This window comes from uncultured Kiloniella sp., from assembly GCF_937128705.1.
Classification (GTDB): domain Bacteria; phylum Pseudomonadota; class Alphaproteobacteria; order Kiloniellales; family Kiloniellaceae; genus Kiloniella.
In genome coordinates, this window is record NZ_CAKZMP010000419.1 from 1 (window position 1) to 20,412 (window position 20,412).

19 protein-coding genes are annotated in these 20,412 nt (G+C 45.5%); 9 read left to right on the plus strand and 10 right to left on the minus strand.

The window, feature by feature from the left end; translation table 11 throughout:
* Positions 1-788 (minus strand): tRNA (adenosine(37)-N6)-dimethylallyltransferase MiaA (gene miaA / locus Q0241_RS21515; RefSeq protein ID WP_299381180.1); only part of this gene is annotated, 788 nt, incomplete at its 3' end.
* Positions 789-897: 109 nt separating this feature from the next.
* On the opposite strand from miaA, the gene serB reads away from it, so the two are divergent.
* Positions 898-1,791, plus strand: coding sequence for a phosphoserine phosphatase SerB (gene serB, locus Q0241_RS21520; RefSeq protein WP_299381182.1), 894 nt, complete (start codon positions 898-900; stop codon positions 1,789-1,791).
* An 84-nt stretch (positions 1,792-1,875) separates the two neighbouring features.
* Here the strand turns inward: serB and Q0241_RS21525 are convergent, their stop codons facing one another.
* The 4 genes from Q0241_RS21525 to hflK form a co-directional block, all read right to left on the minus strand.
* On the minus strand, positions 1,876-3,414 hold the full coding sequence (locus Q0241_RS21525; RefSeq protein WP_299381184.1) for a DegQ family serine endoprotease: 1,539 nt from the start codon (positions 3,412-3,414) through the stop codon (positions 1,876-1,878).
* Positions 3,415-3,593: 179 nt separating this feature from the next.
* Complete coding sequence (locus tag Q0241_RS21530; RefSeq protein WP_299381185.1) at positions 3,594-3,782, minus strand: DUF2065 domain-containing protein; 189 nt, start codon at positions 3,780-3,782, stop codon at positions 3,594-3,596.
* A gap of 98 nt (positions 3,783-3,880) precedes the next feature.
* Positions 3,881-4,765: a protease modulator HflC gene (hflC, locus tag Q0241_RS21535; RefSeq protein ID WP_299381187.1), complete on the minus strand. Its 885-nt coding sequence runs from the start codon at positions 4,763-4,765 to the stop codon at positions 3,881-3,883.
* 15 nt (positions 4,766-4,780) lie between these two features.
* Positions 4,781-5,851, minus strand: coding sequence for an FtsH protease activity modulator HflK (hflK, locus tag Q0241_RS21540; protein WP_299381189.1), 1,071 nt, complete (start codon positions 5,849-5,851; stop codon positions 4,781-4,783).
* A 250-nt stretch (positions 5,852-6,101) separates the two neighbouring features.
* Here hflK and apbC point away from each other — a divergent pair, with 250 nt between their 5' ends.
* The gene (gene apbC / locus Q0241_RS21545; protein ID WP_299381190.1) at positions 6,102-7,232 is read left to right on the plus strand and encodes an iron-sulfur cluster carrier protein ApbC; all 1,131 of its coding nucleotides are present in this window, start codon (positions 6,102-6,104) and stop codon (positions 7,230-7,232) included.
* Between the two features lie 139 nt (positions 7,233-7,371).
* Entirely contained in the window at positions 7,372-8,196 is an 825-nt protein-coding gene (locus Q0241_RS21550; RefSeq protein ID WP_299381192.1) for a DUF1194 domain-containing protein, read from the plus strand.
* A 2-nt stretch (positions 8,197-8,198) separates the two neighbouring features.
* Here the strand turns inward: Q0241_RS21550 and Q0241_RS21555 are convergent, their stop codons facing one another.
* Positions 8,199-8,708 carry a dihydrofolate reductase gene (locus Q0241_RS21555; protein WP_299381194.1) on the minus strand — a complete coding sequence of 170 codons (510 nt, stop codon included), beginning with the start codon at positions 8,706-8,708 and terminating at the stop codon, positions 8,199-8,201.
* 202 nt (positions 8,709-8,910) lie between these two features.
* On the opposite strand from Q0241_RS21555, the gene Q0241_RS21560 reads away from it, so the two are divergent.
* The 5 genes from Q0241_RS21560 to Q0241_RS21580 all read left to right on the plus strand — a co-directional run bounded on the left by Q0241_RS21560 (position 8,911) and on the right by Q0241_RS21580 (position 14,844).
* Positions 8,911-9,594, plus strand: a complete 684-nt coding sequence (locus tag Q0241_RS21560) for a GntR family transcriptional regulator (RefSeq protein ID WP_299381196.1) — start codon at positions 8,911-8,913, stop codon at positions 9,592-9,594.
* 135 nt (positions 9,595-9,729) lie between these two features.
* The gene (locus Q0241_RS21565) at positions 9,730-10,737 is read left to right on the plus strand and encodes a proline racemase family protein (protein WP_299381198.1); all 1,008 of its coding nucleotides are present in this window, start codon (positions 9,730-9,732) and stop codon (positions 10,735-10,737) included.
* A 232-nt stretch (positions 10,738-10,969) separates the two neighbouring features.
* Positions 10,970-12,481: an aldehyde dehydrogenase family protein gene (locus Q0241_RS21570; protein ID WP_299381200.1), complete on the plus strand. Its 1,512-nt coding sequence runs from the start codon at positions 10,970-10,972 to the stop codon at positions 12,479-12,481.
* Between the two features lie 32 nt (positions 12,482-12,513).
* A complete protein-coding gene (locus Q0241_RS21575; RefSeq protein ID WP_299381202.1) occupies positions 12,514-13,773 on the plus strand; it encodes an FAD-binding oxidoreductase in 1,260 nt (419 codons plus the stop codon).
* 69 nt (positions 13,774-13,842) lie between these two features.
* Positions 13,843-14,844, plus strand: coding sequence for a 4-hydroxyproline epimerase (locus Q0241_RS21580; protein WP_299381203.1), 1,002 nt, complete (start codon positions 13,843-13,845; stop codon positions 14,842-14,844).
* A gap of 87 nt (positions 14,845-14,931) precedes the next feature.
* On the opposite strand, the gene Q0241_RS21585 is transcribed toward Q0241_RS21580, so the two are convergent.
* The 4 genes from Q0241_RS21585 to Q0241_RS21600 form a co-directional block, all read right to left on the minus strand.
* Positions 14,932-16,635, minus strand: a complete 1,704-nt coding sequence (locus Q0241_RS21585; RefSeq protein WP_299381205.1) for a methyl-accepting chemotaxis protein — start codon at positions 16,633-16,635, stop codon at positions 14,932-14,934.
* A gap of 312 nt (positions 16,636-16,947) precedes the next feature.
* On the minus strand, positions 16,948-17,511 hold the full coding sequence (locus Q0241_RS21590) for a rhomboid family intramembrane serine protease (RefSeq protein WP_299381207.1): 564 nt from the start codon (positions 17,509-17,511) through the stop codon (positions 16,948-16,950).
* Positions 17,512-17,537: 26 nt separating this feature from the next.
* Complete coding sequence (locus Q0241_RS21595; RefSeq protein ID WP_299381210.1) at positions 17,538-18,668, minus strand: alanine racemase; 1,131 nt, start codon at positions 18,666-18,668, stop codon at positions 17,538-17,540.
* Between the two features lie 66 nt (positions 18,669-18,734).
* A complete protein-coding gene (locus Q0241_RS21600; RefSeq protein WP_299381212.1) occupies positions 18,735-19,529 on the minus strand; it encodes a thymidylate synthase in 795 nt (264 codons plus the stop codon).
* Positions 19,530-19,793: 264 nt separating this feature from the next.
* Between Q0241_RS21600 and Q0241_RS21605 the strand changes: the two genes are divergently transcribed.
* The coding region (locus Q0241_RS21605) for a DUF3592 domain-containing protein (RefSeq protein ID WP_299381214.1) at positions 19,794-20,412 on the plus strand (619 nt) is incomplete at its 3' end.

Here is a 20,412-nt window from a genome sequence, read left to right on the forward strand (position 1 = left end):
ATTGCGTCCTCCAGACTCGTTTTTCCCTGGATATATTCAGCCAGTTCCGGCACACCCAAAGCCTTCATAATCGGCAAAGAAGAATCAAGAGATAAAGCGAGCAGACCTTCCACTTCTTTCAAGCCCCCCTGATCCAACATGATCTCAAATCGTTTATTACAATTATCGTAAAGATCTTCCCGGGGCGGCACCAAAGCAAAACGGATAAAATCATAATCCGGCACTTTGCCTTCTGCTTCCCGCTGCCAATGCAGAAGTGATTTCCCTGTATGAGTAACGACTTCCCATGCGCGTGCTAATCTTTGGCTATCACCCGGATTGAGCTTTGCCCCCATTTCAGGGTCAAGTAGAGCAAGTTCTGCTTTAAAAGCTTCGCCCCCGATCTGCGCCAACCGCGTCCGCCCTCTTTCACGAATAACATCCGGAATATCAGGAACCTCTGCGATTCCTTTTTCCAGGGCACGAATATACATCCCCGTCCCACCAACAAGAATAGGCATTTTACCGCGCTTATGGACCTTATCAATTTCCTGAATCGCAAGAGTTCGCCACTGTTCAACCGAACACCTGCTTGAACCGGGAATCGTGCCATATAAATGGTGAGGGGCTTTTTCCAAAGCCGCCTTATCTGGGCGAGCAGTGATCACATCCAGCTCTTTGTATATTTGCATAGAGTCCGCGTTGATAATTTCACCATCTAGAGCAAGGGCAGCATCTACACCAAGAGCTGATTTCCCACTGGCGGTCGGTCCCGTAATGACAATTACTTTAGGCTTATCGTTGATCACGTCTGACTTCTCTGCTTTAACAAGGTCTATCAGGTTCCTACTATAACCTGATCTGAAGAGCTACAAAAACAAATCAAAACCCACAAATCAGACCCGAGGTTACGTCCCAATGCGTTTTGTTGCCACCCTTGTTGCCCGTCCGAATAGCTCCCTGCTTGATCACGCAACTATTCAGTCAATTTCCACATGCCTCAAAGAACATGGCGCGTCATTGGAAGAACAGGACTGGCTCTCTGACGGAGAAGCATGTGACATCTTCTTCTCTGGCCTCGCAACCAAAGAAGCCAAGGATCTGATAACACAGGAATTGCTCGGAAGTTCTTTTGACTTTGCTATTCAGGAAACAGTTAACCGACGCAAGAAGCTACTCGTAGCAGATATGGAATCCACCATCATTGGCCAAGAAATGATTGACGAATTGGCCGTTCGTCACGGAATCGGCGACAAGATAGCTAAAATTACTGAACGCTCTATGCACGGAGAGTTAAATTTTGAAGAGTCTCTCAGAGAAAGAGTTGCTCTGCTGAAGGATATTCCCGAGAGCGAACTCACAGAAATTTCCAGTCTTATGAAATTAAACCCCGGTGCAGATACACTGGTCAAAACGATGCGAAAACATGGTGCCTATACGGCACTGGTTTCTGGTGGCTTTACCTTTTTCACAGCCCAGATTCGCGATCTTTGCCTGTTTAACGAAGACCGCGCAAACACCCTTAACATCGAAAACGGTAAACTGAACGGTACAGTAACAGAGCCTATTCTGGGAAGAGAAGCCAAACTGGAAGCAACCGAAGATCTTATTCAGAAATTGGAAATTACCCTGAACGATGTTTGTGCTGTCGGTGATGGCGCCAATGACCTCGCCATGCTGTCCGCCGTTGGTATGGGGGTCGGCTATCACGCAAAGCCTATCGTACAGGACACTGCGGAATATCAGGTCAAACACACCGACCATCTCGCGTTGCTCTATTACCAAGGCTATAGCAAAGAAGACTTCGCTTAAAAGGCTACTCCCAGCAATTGATTGAAATAAAAAAGGGCGTCACCGATAAAGGGACGCCCTTTTTATTAACAAGAATTTCTCTGATTACGAATCAAGTTTGATCGCAACCCAAGAATATTCACCCTGTTTAAAGACAAGCAACGTAACAACTCTAAAACCAGCGTCTTTGGCTTTACCAACAAGTGATGCAACCTGTCCCGGATCGGAGACTTCTTCTTGATCCACTTCGACAATAACATCCCCTGGACGTAAGCTTTTCTCAGCAGCGCTACTGTTGGGAACCACATCAGTGATCACGACACCATTTACGTTGTCGTTCAGCTTAAAGCGCTGTCTGGTTTCGTCATCCAGCTTCCCAAGGTAGAGACCAAGGTCATCAACCTTACTTGTTTTACGCTCACTTTTTTTCTCTGACTGTGAAGGCGCAGCCGCAGCAACGACATCATCATCCAACTGACCTAGGTCAACCTGAACGGTTTTACGTTTTCCTTTACGCCACACCACCACATCAACTTCGCGGCCGATTGGTGTTTCAGCGACCATTAACGGCAGCTTGCGCATTTCAGGAACTTTGCGGCCATTGAATTCGAGAATAACATCGCCTTGCTTGATACCAGCTTTCTCAGCCGGGCCACCCTCGGCAACAGACGCGACCAACGCTCCACTGGCTTCATCCAGACGTAATCCTTCTGCCAATTCTTCCGTCACAGTCTGAATGTGTACCCCAAGCCAACCACGTCTGACTTCACCATGCGATTGAAGCTGTTCAATGATGTTTTTCGCCATCGCCGAAGGAATAGAAAAACCAATTCCAACGGACCCGCCTGAGGGTGAATAGATTGCCGAGTTAACACCAATAACTTCGCCATCCATATTAAAGAGTGGCCCACCAGAGTTACCACGGTTGATCGCGGCATCAGTCTGAATGAAGTTATCATAAGGGCCAGAACGAATATCGCGTGAATGGGCAGAAATGATACCAGCAGAAACAGACCCACCAAGACCAAAAGGATTTCCAATAGCTAGAACCCAATCACCAATCCGGGATTTATTGGAATCGCCCCACTTGGTTTCCGGTAAATTGATTTTTGTATCAACCTTTAACAAAGCCAGGTCAGTTTTTTGATCTGTACCAATAACCTCGGCATCAAGAACGGTTCCGTCCTGTAAACGAACAGCAACTTCGTCTGCCCCATCGATCACATGATGATTGGTTACGATCAGCCCTTCAGAATCAATAATAAAGCCAGAGCCTTGTGCACCACCGCGACGGGGTTGTTGAGGACCACGGCCACCTCTTCTTTCAAAGAAGTCACGAAAAAACTCTTCGAAGTTTTCACCCTGAGGAATTTGTTGTTCACCCTCGGCCTGCTCACTTGGCTCAATGGTTTGCGTCGTAATGATATTCACAACCGAAGGCAATAACTCTTCTGCTAAATCGGCAAAGCTATCGGGCGCTGAACGGGCTTTCGCCGCAGCAGCCATAGCAAGCATACCAATAGCAACCGTCACCCCGATAAGCCATCTATGTAAATTCTGACCGCTTTGTGAATTTTGATTGGCGGTTACGGTCTTCGCCACCGCCACAGCGCGGTTACTTGTACGATCCGCTTCTTTTATCATTTACGATTTCTCCAACTATTCTTTCGCATTTAGCGAGTAACGAATACTTATGCTTAAACCAAGAAGATTCAAGCTATGTTGCTTCTGACGATGGGGGAGGAAATGGGCGTAATTGTGACTTACGCGTGACATTTCGTCCTTTATTGTCTCATGAGTACTCTATGTCAGAAAACACTGACTTAAACCGATCTGATAACCCAGATCAGAAAAACACCGATGACCGCACAGCTAAGCCCACCAGCACGCAATGCACTGGGTGACATTTCGTTCAATAGCTCTAGCAGTTGCCGTAATCGATGAGGGAAAAGTGACAGGAAAATCCCTTCTATAACAAGAACCATCGCCAAAGCCGTCAAAAATTCAGTCATTTTTACATCACTATTTATTCATCAAAAATCTGAATATCTATCACAAAAAAGCGGCGGCATCTTTTAGATACCGCCGCTTTCATAAGTATTAAATCAACTTATTTGGCTGATTTATCTGGTGCATCTACACTAGAGAAGTAATCAAAGAAATCACTATCCGGTGAAATCACCATATAGGTGCCGTTGGTGGCCAACGCCCCTTCATAAGCCTGCATAGAACGATAGAACTTGAAGAACTCCGGGTCCTGCCCATAAGCATCATTTAAGATCTTTGTAAGAGCGGCATCACCCTGACCACGAAGAATTTCAGATTCTTTGTTTGCTTCAGCAGCAAGAACCGTCACCTCACGATCAGCAGTTGCCCGGATCCTCTCCGCAAGTTCAAAGCCTTGCGCACGGTTTTCCGCAGCTTCTCTTTCACGCTCTGTTTTCATACGAGCAAACACAGCCTGACTCGTCTCGGAAGGAAGATCTGCACGACGAATACGTATATCGAGAACATCGATACCAAAACGGCTAGCCTGCGCATTAACCTGAGCAAGGACTTTAGCCATAAATATTTCGCGATCGTCAGAAAGAACAACATTCAAATCTACTGTACCCATTACTTTTAGAAGTTCTGAGATAACCATAGCTTGAAGTCGATCACGTGCACCGGCTTCAGTACGAACTGTTTTAAAGAACGTAAGAGGGTCAGCAATTCGATATCTGGCAAAGCTGTCCACATTAAGCGGTTTTTTATCTGAAAGGATCATCCGTTTTACCGGAGGATCAAGATTCAGTACGCGTTTTTCATAACGCACAACATCCTCGAGGAAAGGCAGCTTAAAATGAAGCCCAGGATCCTGGACAGTTCTTTTATGCTGCCCAAATTGCAAGACCATTACCTGCTCTGTAGGATTGATCGTATAAACACTACTGCTAGCCAAAACAGCCAAGACAGCAACGACGATACCTCCAATAAGAGTAATTTTGCTATTCATTGTAATTACCCCTTATCACTGGCTATTTCTACGAAGCTGATCAAGCGGCAAGTAAGGTACAACGCCTTCCTGATCAGATCCAAGAATAACTTTATCTGTTTTCCCAAGCACTTTCTGCATCGTTTCCAGGTATATACGACGCTTCGTCACTTCTGGATTTTGCTTGTACTCACGATAAACAGAGAGAAAACGTTCGGCTTCACCAGTCGCTTTGTTTTCAAGGCTTTCTTTGTAAGCTTCAGCAGCCTGGACAACTTTCAGAGCATCCCCCCTTGCACGAGGAATAGCATCATTTCTGTACTTTTCAGCCTCGTTACGGGCACGGTCTTTATCTTGTAAAGAACGCTGTACGTCATCAAATGCATCAATAACAGCCTGAGGAGGCTGAATATTCTGCAATTGGACCTCTGTGATAAGGACACCTGCCTTATACTGATCCAACAGTTCTTGTAGCAGCGACAAAACCTTTATCTGAATTTCATCACGTCCTGTAGATACTGCCTGATCAAAAAGAGTACGCCCAACAATTTCACGTAAAGCCGATTCAGCTGCAATCTTCACCGTAGCTTCCTGATCACGTATGTTGAATAGAAACTCTCCAGCGTCACGAACTTTCCACTGAACGGTTAAATTCACATCAATAATATTCTGATCACCAGTAAGCATCAGGCTTTCTGCAGCTATTGATTTGACCTGTCGCGAACCACCACTAAACCCAATACTGATTTGGTGAATAGTCGTGACCTCTGGCGTCATCACAGTCTCAATAGGGTAAGGCAAATGCCAATGCAAACCAGGTTCAGTTGTTGCTGTCCATTCACCAAAAGTGAGGACCACGCCTTGCTCGTTTGGCTGTACACGATAAAAACCGGATGCGATCCATAGAACCAAGACAACGCCAAGAATAAAGGCAAAGCCTTTAACACTGAATCCACCACCACCTGGGATCATTTCTTTAACCCGGTCCTGACTCTTGCGAATCATATCTTCGATATCAGGTGGTCGTTGTCCTCCACCACCACCGCTGCCGCCATTGCCGCCGCCCCAAGGGCCGCCGCCGCCAGAACCTTTATTTTCCCAAGGCATCTATTTTCCCTGTGTTAATTAATAATGCAAACGAATTTGCTTGAAACTGTCACTAAATGCACCTGTTTTTCAAGCCCAGTGCAACAGAAAACTAAATATTTTCCGCAGAGGGTGCGTCAATTCCCCCTTATCTTTGTCGTGGACCCCACTATATAATCAAGGCATAACACTTTAATCAACGTGTAAGAGACCAACAAAGAGTACCTGCACATATTGTTCAAGGCGCAAAGAATTCAAGGGGAATTCAGGGATGAGTATGGTTACAGAGCAACAAATTCTCGATATTTTGAGAACAATAGTAGAACCTCAGAGCAAAAAGGATATTGTCAGCCTTGGCATGATTTCCGGCCTCATCATAAAAGAAGGCAATGTCGGGTTTTCCATCGAAGTTGATCCTGCACAGGCTGCAGAAATGGAAACGCTACGTAAATCCGCAGAAAAAGCAGTCCATGCCCTTGATGGCGTTTTATCCGTTAGCGCGATTCTTACCGCAGATAATGCCCCTGGCCAAGCCAAGCCCCAAGCATCTTCTCAGCCCCCAAAAACAGCCTCATCGACACCCTCTCCGGGCCCCGGGAATAAGATCGAGCTCAAAGGCATCAAGCATATTATTGCCGTTGCCAGCGGAAAAGGTGGTGTTGGAAAATCAACAACAGCTATCAACCTTGCCTTGTCACTTGCAAAACAAGGGTTAAAAATTGGCCTGATGGATGCGGATATCTACGGTCCATCCCAACCTCGAATGATGGGAATAACGGGAAAGCCGTCGTCACCAGATGGAAAAACCTTATTACCAATGGAAAGACACGGCATTAAATGTATGTCGGTCGGCTTTCTGGTTGCAGAAGACACTCCTATGATTTGGCGCGGACCTATGGTTCAAAGTGCTTTAACCCAAATGTTACGCGATGTGGTTTGGGGAGAGCTGGATCTGCTGATTGTCGACATGCCACCTGGGACAGGTGATGCACAATTGACCATGGCGCAACAGGTCCCACTCAACGGTGCCGTCATTGTTTCAACCCCGCAAGACATCGCCCTGCTCGACGCACGTAAGGGCCTGAACATGTTCCGCAAAGTCGATGTACCTGTTCTTGGTATCATTGAAAATATGAGCGTATACATCTGCCCAGAGTGTGGTCATGAAGCCCACATCTTTGGAGAACACGGTGCCCGTGCCGAAGCTGAAAAAATGGAAACACCTTTCCTTGGTGAAATGCCATTGCATATCGATATCAGAATGACATCCGACGAAGGCGAACCCATCGTGATTTCTTCGCCAGATGGTGAACATGCCAAACGTTATGCCTCTATCGCTGACAAAGTCTGGTCTAGCCTAGCCGGGTCAGAACGTAAAGCACCTTCGATCTCGATGGAATAATCTCGCTTCTCTCAACAAAAATATTTATTCCAGCAAAAAGCCTCGTGGATTTTTCACGGGGCTTTTTTTCATACCGTTATGAGAATTTGATTTTTTATGAGAGGATTCATATCTGGTAAGACTGTCTGTGGTGCATTCCATGCTGTGGGTTATACCGAGGGTCATAATAAAAAATTTCAAAAGCCTTCGCGGCATCATTTCCCGATTGATACAGGGATTGCTTTTGGGAAGCTACTTTTGCATTACGACCACCGATGGAGCTGACTACGGGACCGGGCAAGAACCTGTCGACTTGGAACTCGTCTTGGCGGTAGATGTTTCTTCTAGTGTTGATGAGTACGAAGCTAACCTTCAACGCAGAGGTTATATAGAAGCCTTAAAAGATCCCGAAGTTATTGATAGCATTCGATCTGGCCCTTTGGGTCGTATTGCCGTGACCTATATTGAATGGGCAGGCGAACAACATCAAATCAAAGTCGTTGAGTGGACCATTCTTGATGGCCTAGAAAGCGCAAATAACTTTTCGGATAAACTCACTCATAGCCCGATCAGCTCAGCCCCCTCAACATCCATTAGCAGAATGATTGATGTTGCCAGCTATGAAATTGAGAACAATAACTTCATAGCCCCCAGATTGGTCATTGATATTTCCGGGGATGGACCAAATAGTGATGGGCGACATGTTCAGCTGGCCAGAAACGATGCCATTAAACGGGGTATAACCATTAATGGATTGCCCGTCTTGTCCTTTCGCCCTAACCCGAACGGCTTCGGCGCCCCCTCTGCATGGCTCGGCGACTATTATCTAAAAAATGTTATTGGCGGCGAAAACGCATTCCTGATTGAAGTTCTGGGCTTTGAAGCTTTCAGTGACATACTAAAAGAAAAACTCAAACGTGAAATTAGGGGAACATCAGAAATTGCTTTGACCGTCCCAAACACGCAACAAAACCGAGCCTATTAACGTCACGATGCAATTCTATTTGAAATGACAAAAGCATATCCCGGTGTACTTCCATCAGGCCCATGTATTTCACGCGAACTCTCGGACCATTCCTGAGCTTTGGTTTCAGGAAAGAAAGCATCGGCTTCGGGTTCAAGATCAACCTCGGTAATGTAAAGTCGATCCGCTAAATCTATGGCTTGGCTATAGATTTGCGCTCCACCAATAACCATAAGCTCGTCTCCTCCCTGACGTTTAACTTCTTCGCGCGCCAAATCCAGCGCTTCTTCCAGACTTTTGCTTAGACAAACACCTTCCGCAGCAAAGTTCCCGTCACGAGTGATCACAATATTAAGACGCCCAGGCAGGGGACGACCGATGGATTGGAATGTTTTACGCCCCATAACAACAGGCTTGCCCAGCGTCTGCGCTTTGAAAAATTTCAAATCACCCGGGATGTGCCAAGGCATAACGTTATCTTTCCCGATTGCTCGGTTTTTCCCATGGGCCACAATCAAGGAAATAGTCGTCATTAATTTACTCTTTTCCATCACGCATAACTACAAGATACCCAAAATCATGATAAGGCGATCATGTCTTTCAAGCTGGATTTCAGATTTATCTATGAAAGCTGCTGGTCAAAGGAGGATAAAATATCCTATTATGCCGCCCAGCCATCATTGGCAATGAAGGCATCATAATTAAGCAAATATAAAAACGGAAGCCCAAAACCGAATGCCCGATACCAATAATAAATCTGGCGGCTTTAAACGCCAAACAATCACCGAAGCGGTGGCCGAAGCTCTTAGAGAAGAAATACTTTCCGGACAGCAAAAAGAAGGTGCCCAATTAAGACAGGACGCCATTGCTTCACGCTTTAACGTTAGTCGAATTCCTGTTCGTGAAGCCTTGAGACAGCTGGAGGCAGAAGGTCTCGTTACCTTTTACGCCCACAAAGGTGCCGTTGTCTCGGCTCTATCCCGTGACGAAATCCGCGAACTTTTTGATGTCCGACGCTTACTTGAAGGCGACTTGATCTCTCGTGCAATCCCCAGAATGCCACCAGAACTTATTCAGGACGCAGAAAACATCCTCAACCGGTATGATGTCGCCCTTGAAAATGGTGAAATATCTCTCTGGGGAGAGCTAAACGCAGAATTCCACCACATTCTCTACATCGCAGCAGAACGCCCCAAAACTTTGGCAATTGTTCAAAATTTGCACAATAATATTGATCGCTACTTGCGGATTCAGCTCCACAGTGCTGGTGCACGCGCAAAAGCACGAGATGATCACTGGGATTTACTCAAATTCTGTAAAGCAGGTGACGTAGCATCTGCAACAGACCTACTTGATCGTCATATAGAAGCAGGTTGTGAGAATCTGATCGAATTTTTGGATGAACAATCAGTTGGTTAAGCCTTCTCTTACCGAACGAGTAAGGCCATAATCAAACATTAGGTTAACAGAAAAAAGCAGCTTTATTATTTGCTGCTTTTTTCTTGGCCCTATACTATTGTATAAAATATTCAAAACTATTAATTCGAGAAAACTATGACAGGCATCAAAATTAAAACAGTAGAAATGCATACTGGCGGGGAACCACTTCGTATTATCACCGATGGATACCCAACGATCAAAGGGGCCAGCATTCTCGAAAAACGTCGTTATGTCCGAGAAAACCTCGATCATCTGAGGCATCTCCTTATGTTTGAGCCACGCGGCCATTATGACATGTATGGCGCTCTTCTTGTTGAGCCATCACATCCCGAGGCTGATCTTGGCGTTCTTTTTCTGCACAACGAAGGTTACAGCACAATGTGTGGGCATGCGGTCATTGCGCTTGGACGGTATGCAGTTGATCAGGGCATCGTCAAAGCCGTAGAGCCGACAACAACAGTTAAAATTGAATGCCCCTGTGGTCTGGTTGTTGCCGATGTCGATGTAAAGGATGGAAAAAGTGGCGCTGTTTCCTTTCTGTCTGTTCCTGCATTTGCCTTCCAGACAAACCTGAGTATTAACATTCCTGACTACGGCACTGTTAACTATGACATTGGATATGGTGGTGCCTTTTACGCCTTGGCTTCTGCTAAACAATTGGGCCTAGATGTGCATAAATCATCAACACGTGATCTAGTTCAAGCCGCAGACGCCATTAGTACCGCAGTAAAGGCATCAGTGACCTTTTCTCACCCGGAATCTGAAGATCTTGCGTTTCTTTACGGAATAATTTTAACAGATGGCGAAGAAGTCTTTTCATCAAAACCAACAGCAAACATCTGTGTCTTCGCCGATAAACAAGTAGATCGCAGTCCAACCGGTTCTGGTGTTACCGCCCGTATAGCTGTTCAAGTTGCCAAAGGACAGATCAACTCGGGTCAAACACGTCAATTTGAAAGCATCACCAAGAGTATATTCAACGCAACAACAGAAGACATCTTTAACTACGGCCCTCATCAAGCAGTTCGGGTTCGCGTCAAAGGTAAAGCAAATTACACTGGTGAATCCATTTTCACCATGGAAGACGATGATGTGATCGGTAAAGGGTTTCTCTTAAAGTAGTTTAAATTCAACGAGATATACAGTTTCACCCATTAAACTCTCAACTTACATAAAAATATTGTATACAATATCCAATGAATACATATAATATCCGAAATGATTAACCAGATTTGACAAAAAACTCAGAAGTCTATCGTCTTTTTCCTTCAAAACGACGGAACAAAGAAAAGGCGATTACTAAGATTTCAAAACAGTCAGCCAGAACCCGAAAACATCGGGTTAATGATTAAAAATGATCGCCAGTCATCGAGATCCAATACAAAGGATCAAACGAATAGATGATGGCCCTGCCCAACCCAAGGGAGTAGAAGTTTTGAAACAGAATTACATTAACGGTCAATATGTCGATGGCTCGACAGCCCGTGATAACATCAACCCATCAAACACATCGGAAATCGTTGGTGTTTACACCCAAGCCGATGCGGCACAAACCCGCGACGCAATTGATGTTGCCGATGTTGCGGCAAAAAGCTGGTCACAGTCGACACCACAACAGCGCTTTGATGTGCTGGATGCAATCGGCACAGAACTCCTTGCGAGGAAAGCAGAGCTAGGTGAACTTCTTGCGCGCGAAGAAGGCAAAACCCTTGTCGAAGGCATCGGAGAGACCGCACGTGCAGGGCAAATTTTCAAATTCTTTGCGGGCGAAGCACTTCGTCTAAAAGGCGACAAACTTGCCTCTGTCCGTCCCGGTGTCGAAGTAGAAGTTGTCAGGGAAGCCTTGGGCGTTGTTGGTATTATTACCCCTTGGAACTTCCCAATTGCCATACCGGCATGGAAAATTGCGCCTGCAATTTGTTATGGTAACGCCGTCGTCTTCAAACCTGCCGATCTTGTTCCCGGTTGCGGCTGGGCATTGGCTGATATTATCTCACGCTCTGGCCTGCCCGAGGGTGTCTTTAACCTCGTCATGGGACGCGGTTCCGTTGTTGGCGAAGAAATACTAACCAACCCTAAAGTAAATGGCGTCAGCTTCACCGGATCAGTCGCAACTGGTCGTCATGTTGCCGCCACCTGTGCTGGGCGCATGGCTAAATTTCAGCTTGAAATGGGCGGTAAGAACCCGCTCGTAGTTCTTGATGACGCCGATCTTGATATAGCGGTCGAGACTGCTGTTCAGGGGGCATACTTCTCAACAGGTCAGCGTTGCACAGCATCTTCACGCCTAATCGTAACAGAAGGTGTTCACGATGAATTCGTCGCAAAAGTGATCACTCGGCTTGAACAACTCAAAATCGACAATGCGTTGTCTGATGGTGTGCACATCGGCCCTGTAGTTGATGAAAGCCAGCTGAAACAGGATCTGGACTACATCCGTATCGGCCAGGACGAAGGCGCAAAGCTTGCTTATGGTGGCGAACTTCTGGAACGTGCGACCAAAGGCTTCTACCTGTCTCCGGCGCTCTTTACCGAGACAGCTAATTCAATGCGCATCAATCGTGAAGAAGTCTTCGGGCCAGTTGCTTCTGTCATCCGTGTTGCCGACTATGATCAGGCCCTCGCCGTTGCCAATGACACCGAGTTCGGCTTGTCATCCGGTATCTGCACTACGTCCTTGAAATACGCATCCGATTTCAAACGCAATGCCAAGGCAGGTATGGCAATGGTGAACTTGCCAACAGCAGGCGTTGATTACCATGTCCCATTTGGCGGCACCAAAGGATCAAGCTATGGCAGCAGAGAACAGGGCAGTTATGCTGCTGAATTCTTCACAACAGTAAAAACTGCCTATACGCTGCCATAAGGCAACGCAACACGACTCAGCCTTTGGAGATTATGGATGAGCGCAGGAACGAAAAAAATATACTCGTTGTTGGATCAGGCATCATTGGTCTTTGCAGTGCGAGCTATCTTTTAAAAGATGGCCACGCTGTCACCCTTGTAGAACGTGATCCACTTGGCGATAGCGCATCGTGTGGTAATGCTGGTGCGATTGCTGCGACGGAAATTGTTCCCTTTGCTCTTCCCGGACTTTGGAAAGATGTGCCCGGCTGGTTACTGGACCCCTTGGGGCCTTTATCCCTTCGCCTGACATATCTACCAAAGTTCCTCCCTTGGCTGTATCTGTTCCTCAAATCCAGTAGCCATCAACAGGTAGAAAAAACTACTTCTGCGATGAGTGCCTATCTGAAGACAGCTTTTGATGACTACGCCCCCCTTCTTGGTGAAGCGGGTTTGCAATCGCTTTTGAAAACAGAAGGGTCATTGACCGTTTATAAAAGCGAAAAGGGCAGAGAAAAAGATGCTTATTACTGGGATTTGATCCGCCGAAACGATATTGAGGCGCATCATGTTTCACGATCGGAAATCCTGGAACACGAGCCTCAATTAGGTGAGTTAGCAAAATGCGGTGTTTACACACCAAGATGGGGACACTTTGCCAATCCCGCTGATTTAGTCAAAGGCCTCGCAGAACAGTTTACCCGTAATGGCGGTACCTACATCACAGATGAAGTTGAACAGATTGAGCATCAGGATAATCAACCCTCGTCTGCGATAACCAAAGGCGGACAAAATATTGCGTTTGATCAGTTGGTTATCTGTGCTGGTGCCTGGTCAGCACGTCTGGCAAAAAAACTTGGCGATCACTTTCCGCTGGATACCGAACGTGGATACAATACAACACTGCCAACACCCGGTGTTGATCTTAACAACATGGTCCTTTTTGCAGAGGATAAATTTGTCGCCACGCCTATGAGCGTCGGCCTGCGTATCGGTGGGGCCGTTGAATTTGCGGGAATAGATGCCGTTCCCAATTACAAACGGTGTGACACACTCCTAACCCTCGCAAAAAACTACATGCCAAACCTGAATGGGGCTGGAGGCACAAAATGGATGGGTCGCCGCCCGTCAACACCTGACAGCGTTCCCGTCATTAGCCAGTCAAGCCAGCATTCAAATGTCCACTATGCCTTTGGTCATGGTCATTTGGGAATCACTGGTGGCGCGGTAACGGGGCGAACAATTGCTGATATGGTTTCCGGTCGGCCAACTGATTTTGACCTTAAGCCATTTAGAATTGACCGCTTCAACTAATTCATCTCAACTTTATACATAATAACAAAGCCCCAGTTAGGCAGAAAGCCTTCATAAGGATAGACACACGTGGCAAACCATACTTTTTTCTGTGTTGATGCACATACTTGCGGAAACCCGGTCCGGGTTGTTGCAGGCGGCAGCCCTCTTCTTCAAGGAAATTCCATGCTGGAACGGCGTGCACATTTCCTTGCTGAATACGACTGGATCAGAACAGGATTAATGTTTGAGCCCCGCGGACACGACATCATGTCCGGCAGCATTCTCTACCCGCCAACCCGTGAAGATTGTGATATCGGTATCCTGTTCATTGAAACCAGTGGCTGCTTGCCCATGTGCGGCCATGGTACTATTGGCACTGTTACCATCATGATTGAACGTGGCCTGGTCACGCCAAAAGAAGAAGGCGTTTTGCGTCTGGATACACCAGCTGGCTTGGTAATCGCTGAGTATAAAAAGAACGGTGACTACGTTGATTCTGTGCGTATTCGCAATGTTGCTTCTTTCCTCCACTCAACCAACCTCAATGTTGATGTGCCAAACTTTGGTAATCTGAAATTTGATGTCGCCTACGGCGGTAATTTCTACGCTATCATTGAGGAACAAGAAAACTACCAGGATCTGAGCGATATCACGCCGGGGGATATCCAGCGTTTAAGCCCCATGATCCGTAACCTGATCAATGAAAAGTACGACTTTGTTCACCCGGAAGATGATCGAATTCGCGGCTGTTCGCATTTACAGTGGACAGGTACACCAGTACATCCGGACGCCAACGCCCGAAATGCCGTATTTTATGGTGACAAAGGCATTGATCGTTCCCCCTGTGGTACGGGAACCTCTGCCCGTATGGCACAGTTAGCAGCCCGCGGAAAACTCGACATCGGGGATGATTTTGTGCACGAGAGTATCATCGGTAGCCTGTTCAAAGGCCGCGTTGAAGATAGAACAAAAGTGGGTGACTACGATGCCATTATTCCATCCATAGAGGGCTGGGCACGCATCCACGGCCTAAACAACATCTTCATTGATGATCGCGATCCCTATGCAAAAGGCTTTCTACTGACGTAAAGCCCTTTGCTATACATGAACGCACTGTCCATATAATCAATATTAGTGCGTTCATGTATGAAGGAAGTTAGTTCTACTAAACTATTACTAACCAATTTTACTAATAAAACCATCAACTTGTTTTGAAAGATCCCGACTAAATCCTTGAAGTTCAGTCGAAGCAGTAAGCACATTCTGAGAAGCGCTATTTGTTTGGTTTACAGAGTTTTCCACTAAAACTATCTGCTCCGATGCCGTAGAGGTATTTTGAGACGCAACTGAAATACTACTCGCAATCTCAGCCGTCGCGCTGCTCTGTTCTTCTATAGAAGACGAAATCACTGTAGAGATCTCATTGATTTCCTCAATGATCGTTTGAATTCCCTTGATCGCCCCGCCAACAGAACCAGTTGCAGATTGAATATCATTTACCTGTTGTTCTATTTCTTCTGTAGCTTTAGCTGTTTGAGATGCAAGGCTTTTAACTTCAGATGCAACAACAGCAAATCCTTTACCTGCTTCACCTGCTCTTGCAGCTTCGATCGTAGCATTAAGAGCCAATAAGTTTGTTTGCTCGGCAATCTCGGCAATTAAGCTAACAACTTCACCAATTTTTTGCGCCGCTGTCGTCAGTTGCTCCATTTTACTATTTGCTCCGACAGCTTCGTCTGTCGCACTTGTCGCAACCTTCCCTGATCTTTGTACCTGTTGCATGATTTCATTAATTGAAGCTGCCAGTTCTTCCGATGCAGCAGCCACTGCATTTACGCTTTCAGTCGCATGCCGCGTAGAACCAGACGCTTGATTGGTACCAGATAGAGCCCGTTCTGAATCCGAAGACATATTTTGAGCAATCTCGGCAAGGTTTTGCACAGAAGATGATACTTGCTTTACAATTGTCTCTACAGAAGCCTTAAACTCTTCTGAGAGAGCTTTTCTTTCTTGTGTTGCAGAAACTTCATATTGCTTTTCAGCTTCAATACGCTCTTTTTCTAATCGTTCTTTCTCTTCAGCATTCGTGCGGAAAACTTCTAATGCTTGGGCCATTTCGCCAACTTCATCACCTCGATCAACGTAAGTATTTTCAATACCAAGATCTCCGCCCGCAACCTTTTCCATCATGGTCGCGAGTATCGGAATTGGGCGCATCAAGCCACGAAGAACAAAAATCGTGATAACTGCGCCAATAAGAGTAGCAATTAATGAAGCAACTATGAGTGCGTTAATAATATTATTTAAACCGAGATTTATTTTTTCTTTAAGAACACCAGCATAGAGGATTCCTATTTCTTGCCCTTCAGGAGAAAGAATTGGTTCGTATATCGTGTAATAATCTTTCCCAAGAATATTAGCTTCTCCATTAAAAGTTTTTCCGGATAAAATAACGGGATAAACTTTTCCCTTTTGTCCCAAAGGTGTTCCAACGGCTCTTTTTCCATCACCCTTTATAATGTTTGTCGTCACGCGCCAGAAATCTTTACTCTCATCTTCCCACCGAAAGACCGTAACCGTTTCACCAGTTGTTGTCCCAATTTCGTCAATCATACTATGATCGTCAAAATCACTAATACCGTTCATAACCAAATCATGCACTTTACCTGTAGCATCAACAGAGAAAGTTGTTTCGGGGTATTTCTTCTTCAGAAGAACGGCAGCGGTTCGCAAGCTAGAATTTTGTTGCTCAATGACGGTTTGAGTTAAATCTGCTTTAAAAGTCCATGCAGCCCAGCCACCTACAATAGAAGCCGTTATCGCAATAATAAACACAAACAAAAAGACAATTTTGGTACTAATCTTCAAGGACTTCAACATTTTTACCCCTAACCACAATAAACTCTCGAGCAATCACGATTAGACATATAGTATTTATTTTTCCTTAATTTCAAAAACACCATCACATTCAAATAAAATTAAAGATTTAATTACAATGAAAAATAATCAACACAAAAAAACAACCTTAAATTGTTAAAAAAGAAAAATATTTACTTTTAAAAACCCAATAACACATAAACAACAAATACCTTACCCCCCAAATAACGCCCTAACCTAAAGATGATATTTGATTAAACAATCAAAGGATGATGTAAAAAAAATAGGCGAAAATTGCCTACTCAAGCTACACTTCTATTTATTTCTTTTTGACGAATAAACAATGTAGGCAATCAATCCGCCTGACAGAAAGCCAAACAGATGTGCTTCAAATGAGACGCCCCTCATTGGGATAAAAAGTCCAGAGATCAATCCACTGTATAGCGCAAGAACAAATACCGCGATGATGATTGATCGAAAATCGCGACGCCACCAGGCAGATCCCAATAGATACCCAAGCAATCCATAGACAATACCGCTAGACCCGATATGAAGCGCTTCTCGGCCAAAGCACCACACCAAACCACCGGAAAAGAGAATAAGGGCCAGACAAATTGAACGAAACTGCCCTCGCCGTCCACCCCGGGTTTCAAGTGACACCAAACAGCCTAAAATCAAAAGAGGGACTGAATTTGATATCAGATGAACATAACCCGCATGCAGAAAGGGCGAAACGAGAATACCCGGAAGTGCCCCTATATTCCTTGGCACAAGACCATATTGATAAAGGGCGCCGGACAGCATCCAGTTCAAGGCAAAAACAGCCCAAAGACTGCCAACAAAAACAAAGACATCTCGGAAACGATTCAGAAAACTCATGTCGGCCTCATAAAACTTTTATGCTGTTACCAACGATTAACCCGCTCCCATTTCCCCAAAAGCTCCCCTTCCGCGTTATGCACTTCATAATGAGAAAACCCCGCACAGGTCATACAGGTGTGGATTGGCAAGATCCGAAGACGGCTCCCAACCGGGAATTTCTCATAGGGAAGGTCACCGGAAATTGATGCAATAAGGCCGTGTTCCTGATGGACAGATTCTACATATAACTCTTCGATTACTTCGCCATCCACCCCACAGACGAGGCCATAGCCTGTATGTGAAGAGAATTCGCTGGCACTTACATCTTTCGACAAAGCCAAGCCACCAGCGTCTATAAGAAGACGTTTTGCTGTTTTATTGTGTCCGATTACTGAGGCAAGAACCGTTGCCGCGATCTCGTTTTGTTTACAGGCCCCGATAAACATCTGATCAACATCACCAAACATATAAACGCCCGGCCTGATTTCTGTAAGACCTTCGTAGCTTTTTGCAAAAACGGCTGTCGGCGTTGAACCAGCACTGACGACAGAACAGGAAAAACCTGCCTTCAAAAGTCGCGCAGAAGCACTAACAACGGCCTCCCGCTCCTGTTCTGCTATCTCGGCGATCTCTTCTGGTGTAGAGACGTGGTAGGAATGGCCAGCATGGGTCATAACCCCTTCCAAACTCAGGCACTGTGATCGCGTAATAGCCTCGGCCAAACTCAAAAGCTCCTGAGAACCAGCAAGAACCCCGCCGCGTCGCCCGCCACTATCGACCTCAATCAACACAGGAAAGGTTGTCCCAAGTCTTTTCGCTTCATGACCCAACAAGGAAATGGCATCGGGATTATCAGTGATCAAAGTCAATTTAACACCTTTATCCTGTACCCTCTGCGCTTGGGATAACTTCGATGGAACAATCCCCACGGCATAGAGGATATCTGTGACACCTCCGTTAGCAAAGAAGTCAGCTTCCGCCAGAGTAGAAACTGTAATACCAGCAAAGCCGTCTTTTGTTGCACAGTGATAAGCCTCTAAAGCTTTCGCCGTTTTCATATGTGGGCGTAGCTTGACCCCAGCCTCTTGGGCGCGTTCTTGCATCACGCGGCAGTTTTCTTCAAATACATCTTTATCAAGTAAAAGCGCCGGCGTTGTCAGGGTATCGAAAGGCATTATAGTTTCTCGCAACCGATATTATTGTTGAAATATACTCGAACCGATTAGAACGCTGTTTTAGAATCAAACAGATACTTTACCAGCGATATGCGGGTGCGCTTCGTAGTCCAAGATATCAAAGTCATCAAACGTATAATCAAAGATACTGTCGGGCTTTTTGTTAATCCGCAGGCTTGGTAATTTGAGTGGTTCACGTTGTAATTGGGTTTTCACCTGCTCAAAGTGATTGGAATAGATATGGGCATCACCAAAGGTATGGACAAAGTCACCCGGCTCTAAATCTGCTTGCTGCGCGATCATATAAGTCAGAAGCGCATAGGACGCGATATTAAAGGGAACACCAAGGAAGATATCTGCGGATCGTTGATAAAGCTGACAAGAAAGACGACCGTCGGCAACATAAAATTGAAACAGACTATGGCACGGCGGCAAGGCCATATTATCCACTTCCGCCACATTCCAGGCAGAAACAATATGCCGCCGGGAATCAGGATTATTCTTGATTTGCGCCATCAGGCCCGTGATCTGATCTACTGTTGTGCCATCAGGTGTGGGCCATGAACGCCACTGATGTCCATAAACAGGGCCTAAATCACCATTTTCATCAGCCCATTCATCCCAGATCCGAACCCCATTTTCCTTAAGGTATTTAATATTCGTATCCCCGGATAAGAACCAAAGCAGTTCGTGAACGACAGATTTAAGGTGAAGTTTCTTTGTCGTCATCAAGGGGAATCCCTGAGAAAGATCAAACCGGATCTGACGTCCAAAAACGCTCCTTGTTCCTGTACCTGTCCGATCTCCTTTATCCGTTCCGTTCTCTAGGACATCTTTCATGAGATCGAGATACTGACGCATTAATTTTCCTTCAAAAGTTAAAATGGCAAAAGTTAAGGTGGCTAAGGCTAGGATGGAAGAATCCAAAAATCTGATGGAAAGATCATATCACGTGTCAGGATTTAGTCATCAGTTCAGAAGATGACCTTTTGTAAAAAAACCAATCTTTTATAATTTATCAATTCCAACAGCGTTGCCGGCGCGCACATAAAGAAGAATTGCAAATGAAAACAATCCGAATACTCAAATACATTTTTATAGGCATTGGTCTGATCACCCTTTTTTATGGGCATCTGGTCCTATACGACTCTTCGTTTTATAGATACCGCCCATTCTGCACAGGGCATAGTAATTGATCTGGTTCAGTCACGGCCTTCTAGCTCATCAACAAGCAGCTCTTATGTATATCGTCCAGAAGTTATCTTCCAGACTGCGACAGGCGAAGAAATAACGTTCCAATCAAGTTCCGGATCGAACTCACCAGCTTATAGCAAAGGAGAAAGCGTTAACGTTCTCTACGAATCAGAACGCCCTCAAAATGCAAAGATTAATGACACCTTTTCACTCTGGTTCGGCCCCGCCATTTTGAGCATCGTGGGCCTTATTTTCGCGGCCTTTGGAATTGGCATATCCATCTATTTATACAAAAAAGAAAAATTGAAAAATTATCTATTACGCCACGGATCCTCCGTTACCGCCAAAATAAATTCTATAAAGGAAAACACGCGTATAAAAGTTAATGGCAGATCCCCGTTCCAAATTACCGCGCAATGGCGAGACCCCGTAAGTAACACATTGCATCTCTTCAAAAGTGATAATATCTGGTTTAACCCCACCGATCATATACAACGGGATACAGTCACTGTTTTAGTGGATCAGTCAGATCCGGAAAAATATTTCGTCG

Coding starts and splice junctions, on each gene's coding strand:
- serB (WP_299381182.1), top strand. CDS start 898: ATGCGTTTTGTTGCCACCCTTGTTGCCCGTCCGAATAGCTCCCTGCTT.
- Q0241_RS21525 (WP_299381184.1), bottom strand. CDS start 3,414: ATGATAAAAGAAGCGGATCGTACAAGTAACCGCGCTGTGGCGGTGGCG.
- Q0241_RS21530 (WP_299381185.1), bottom strand. CDS start 3,782: ATGACTGAATTTTTGACGGCTTTGGCGATGGTTCTTGTTATAGAAGGG.
- hflC (WP_299381187.1), bottom strand. CDS start 4,765: ATGAATAGCAAAATTACTCTTATTGGAGGTATCGTCGTTGCTGTCTTG.
- hflK (WP_299381189.1), bottom strand. CDS start 5,851: ATGCCTTGGGAAAATAAAGGTTCTGGCGGCGGCGGCCCTTGGGGCGGC.
- apbC (WP_299381190.1), top strand. CDS start 6,102: ATGAGTATGGTTACAGAGCAACAAATTCTCGATATTTTGAGAACAATA.
- Q0241_RS21550 (WP_299381192.1), top strand. CDS start 7,372: ATGCTGTGGGTTATACCGAGGGTCATAATAAAAAATTTCAAAAGCCTT.
- Q0241_RS21555 (WP_299381194.1), bottom strand. CDS start 8,708: ATGACGACTATTTCCTTGATTGTGGCCCATGGGAAAAACCGAGCAATC.
- Q0241_RS21560 (WP_299381196.1), top strand. CDS start 8,911: ATGCCCGATACCAATAATAAATCTGGCGGCTTTAAACGCCAAACAATC.
- Q0241_RS21565 (WP_299381198.1), top strand. CDS start 9,730: ATGACAGGCATCAAAATTAAAACAGTAGAAATGCATACTGGCGGGGAA.
- Q0241_RS21570 (WP_299381200.1), top strand. CDS start 10,970: ATGATCGCCAGTCATCGAGATCCAATACAAAGGATCAAACGAATAGAT.
- Q0241_RS21575 (WP_299381202.1), top strand. CDS start 12,514: ATGGATGAGCGCAGGAACGAAAAAAATATACTCGTTGTTGGATCAGGC.
- Q0241_RS21585 (WP_299381205.1), bottom strand. CDS start 16,635: ATGTTGAAGTCCTTGAAGATTAGTACCAAAATTGTCTTTTTGTTTGTG.
- Q0241_RS21590 (WP_299381207.1), bottom strand. CDS start 17,511: ATGAGTTTTCTGAATCGTTTCCGAGATGTCTTTGTTTTTGTTGGCAGT.
- Q0241_RS21595 (WP_299381210.1), bottom strand. CDS start 18,668: ATGCCTTTCGATACCCTGACAACGCCGGCGCTTTTACTTGATAAAGAT.
- Q0241_RS21600 (WP_299381212.1), bottom strand. CDS start 19,529: ATGCGTCAGTATCTCGATCTCATGAAAGATGTCCTAGAGAACGGAACG.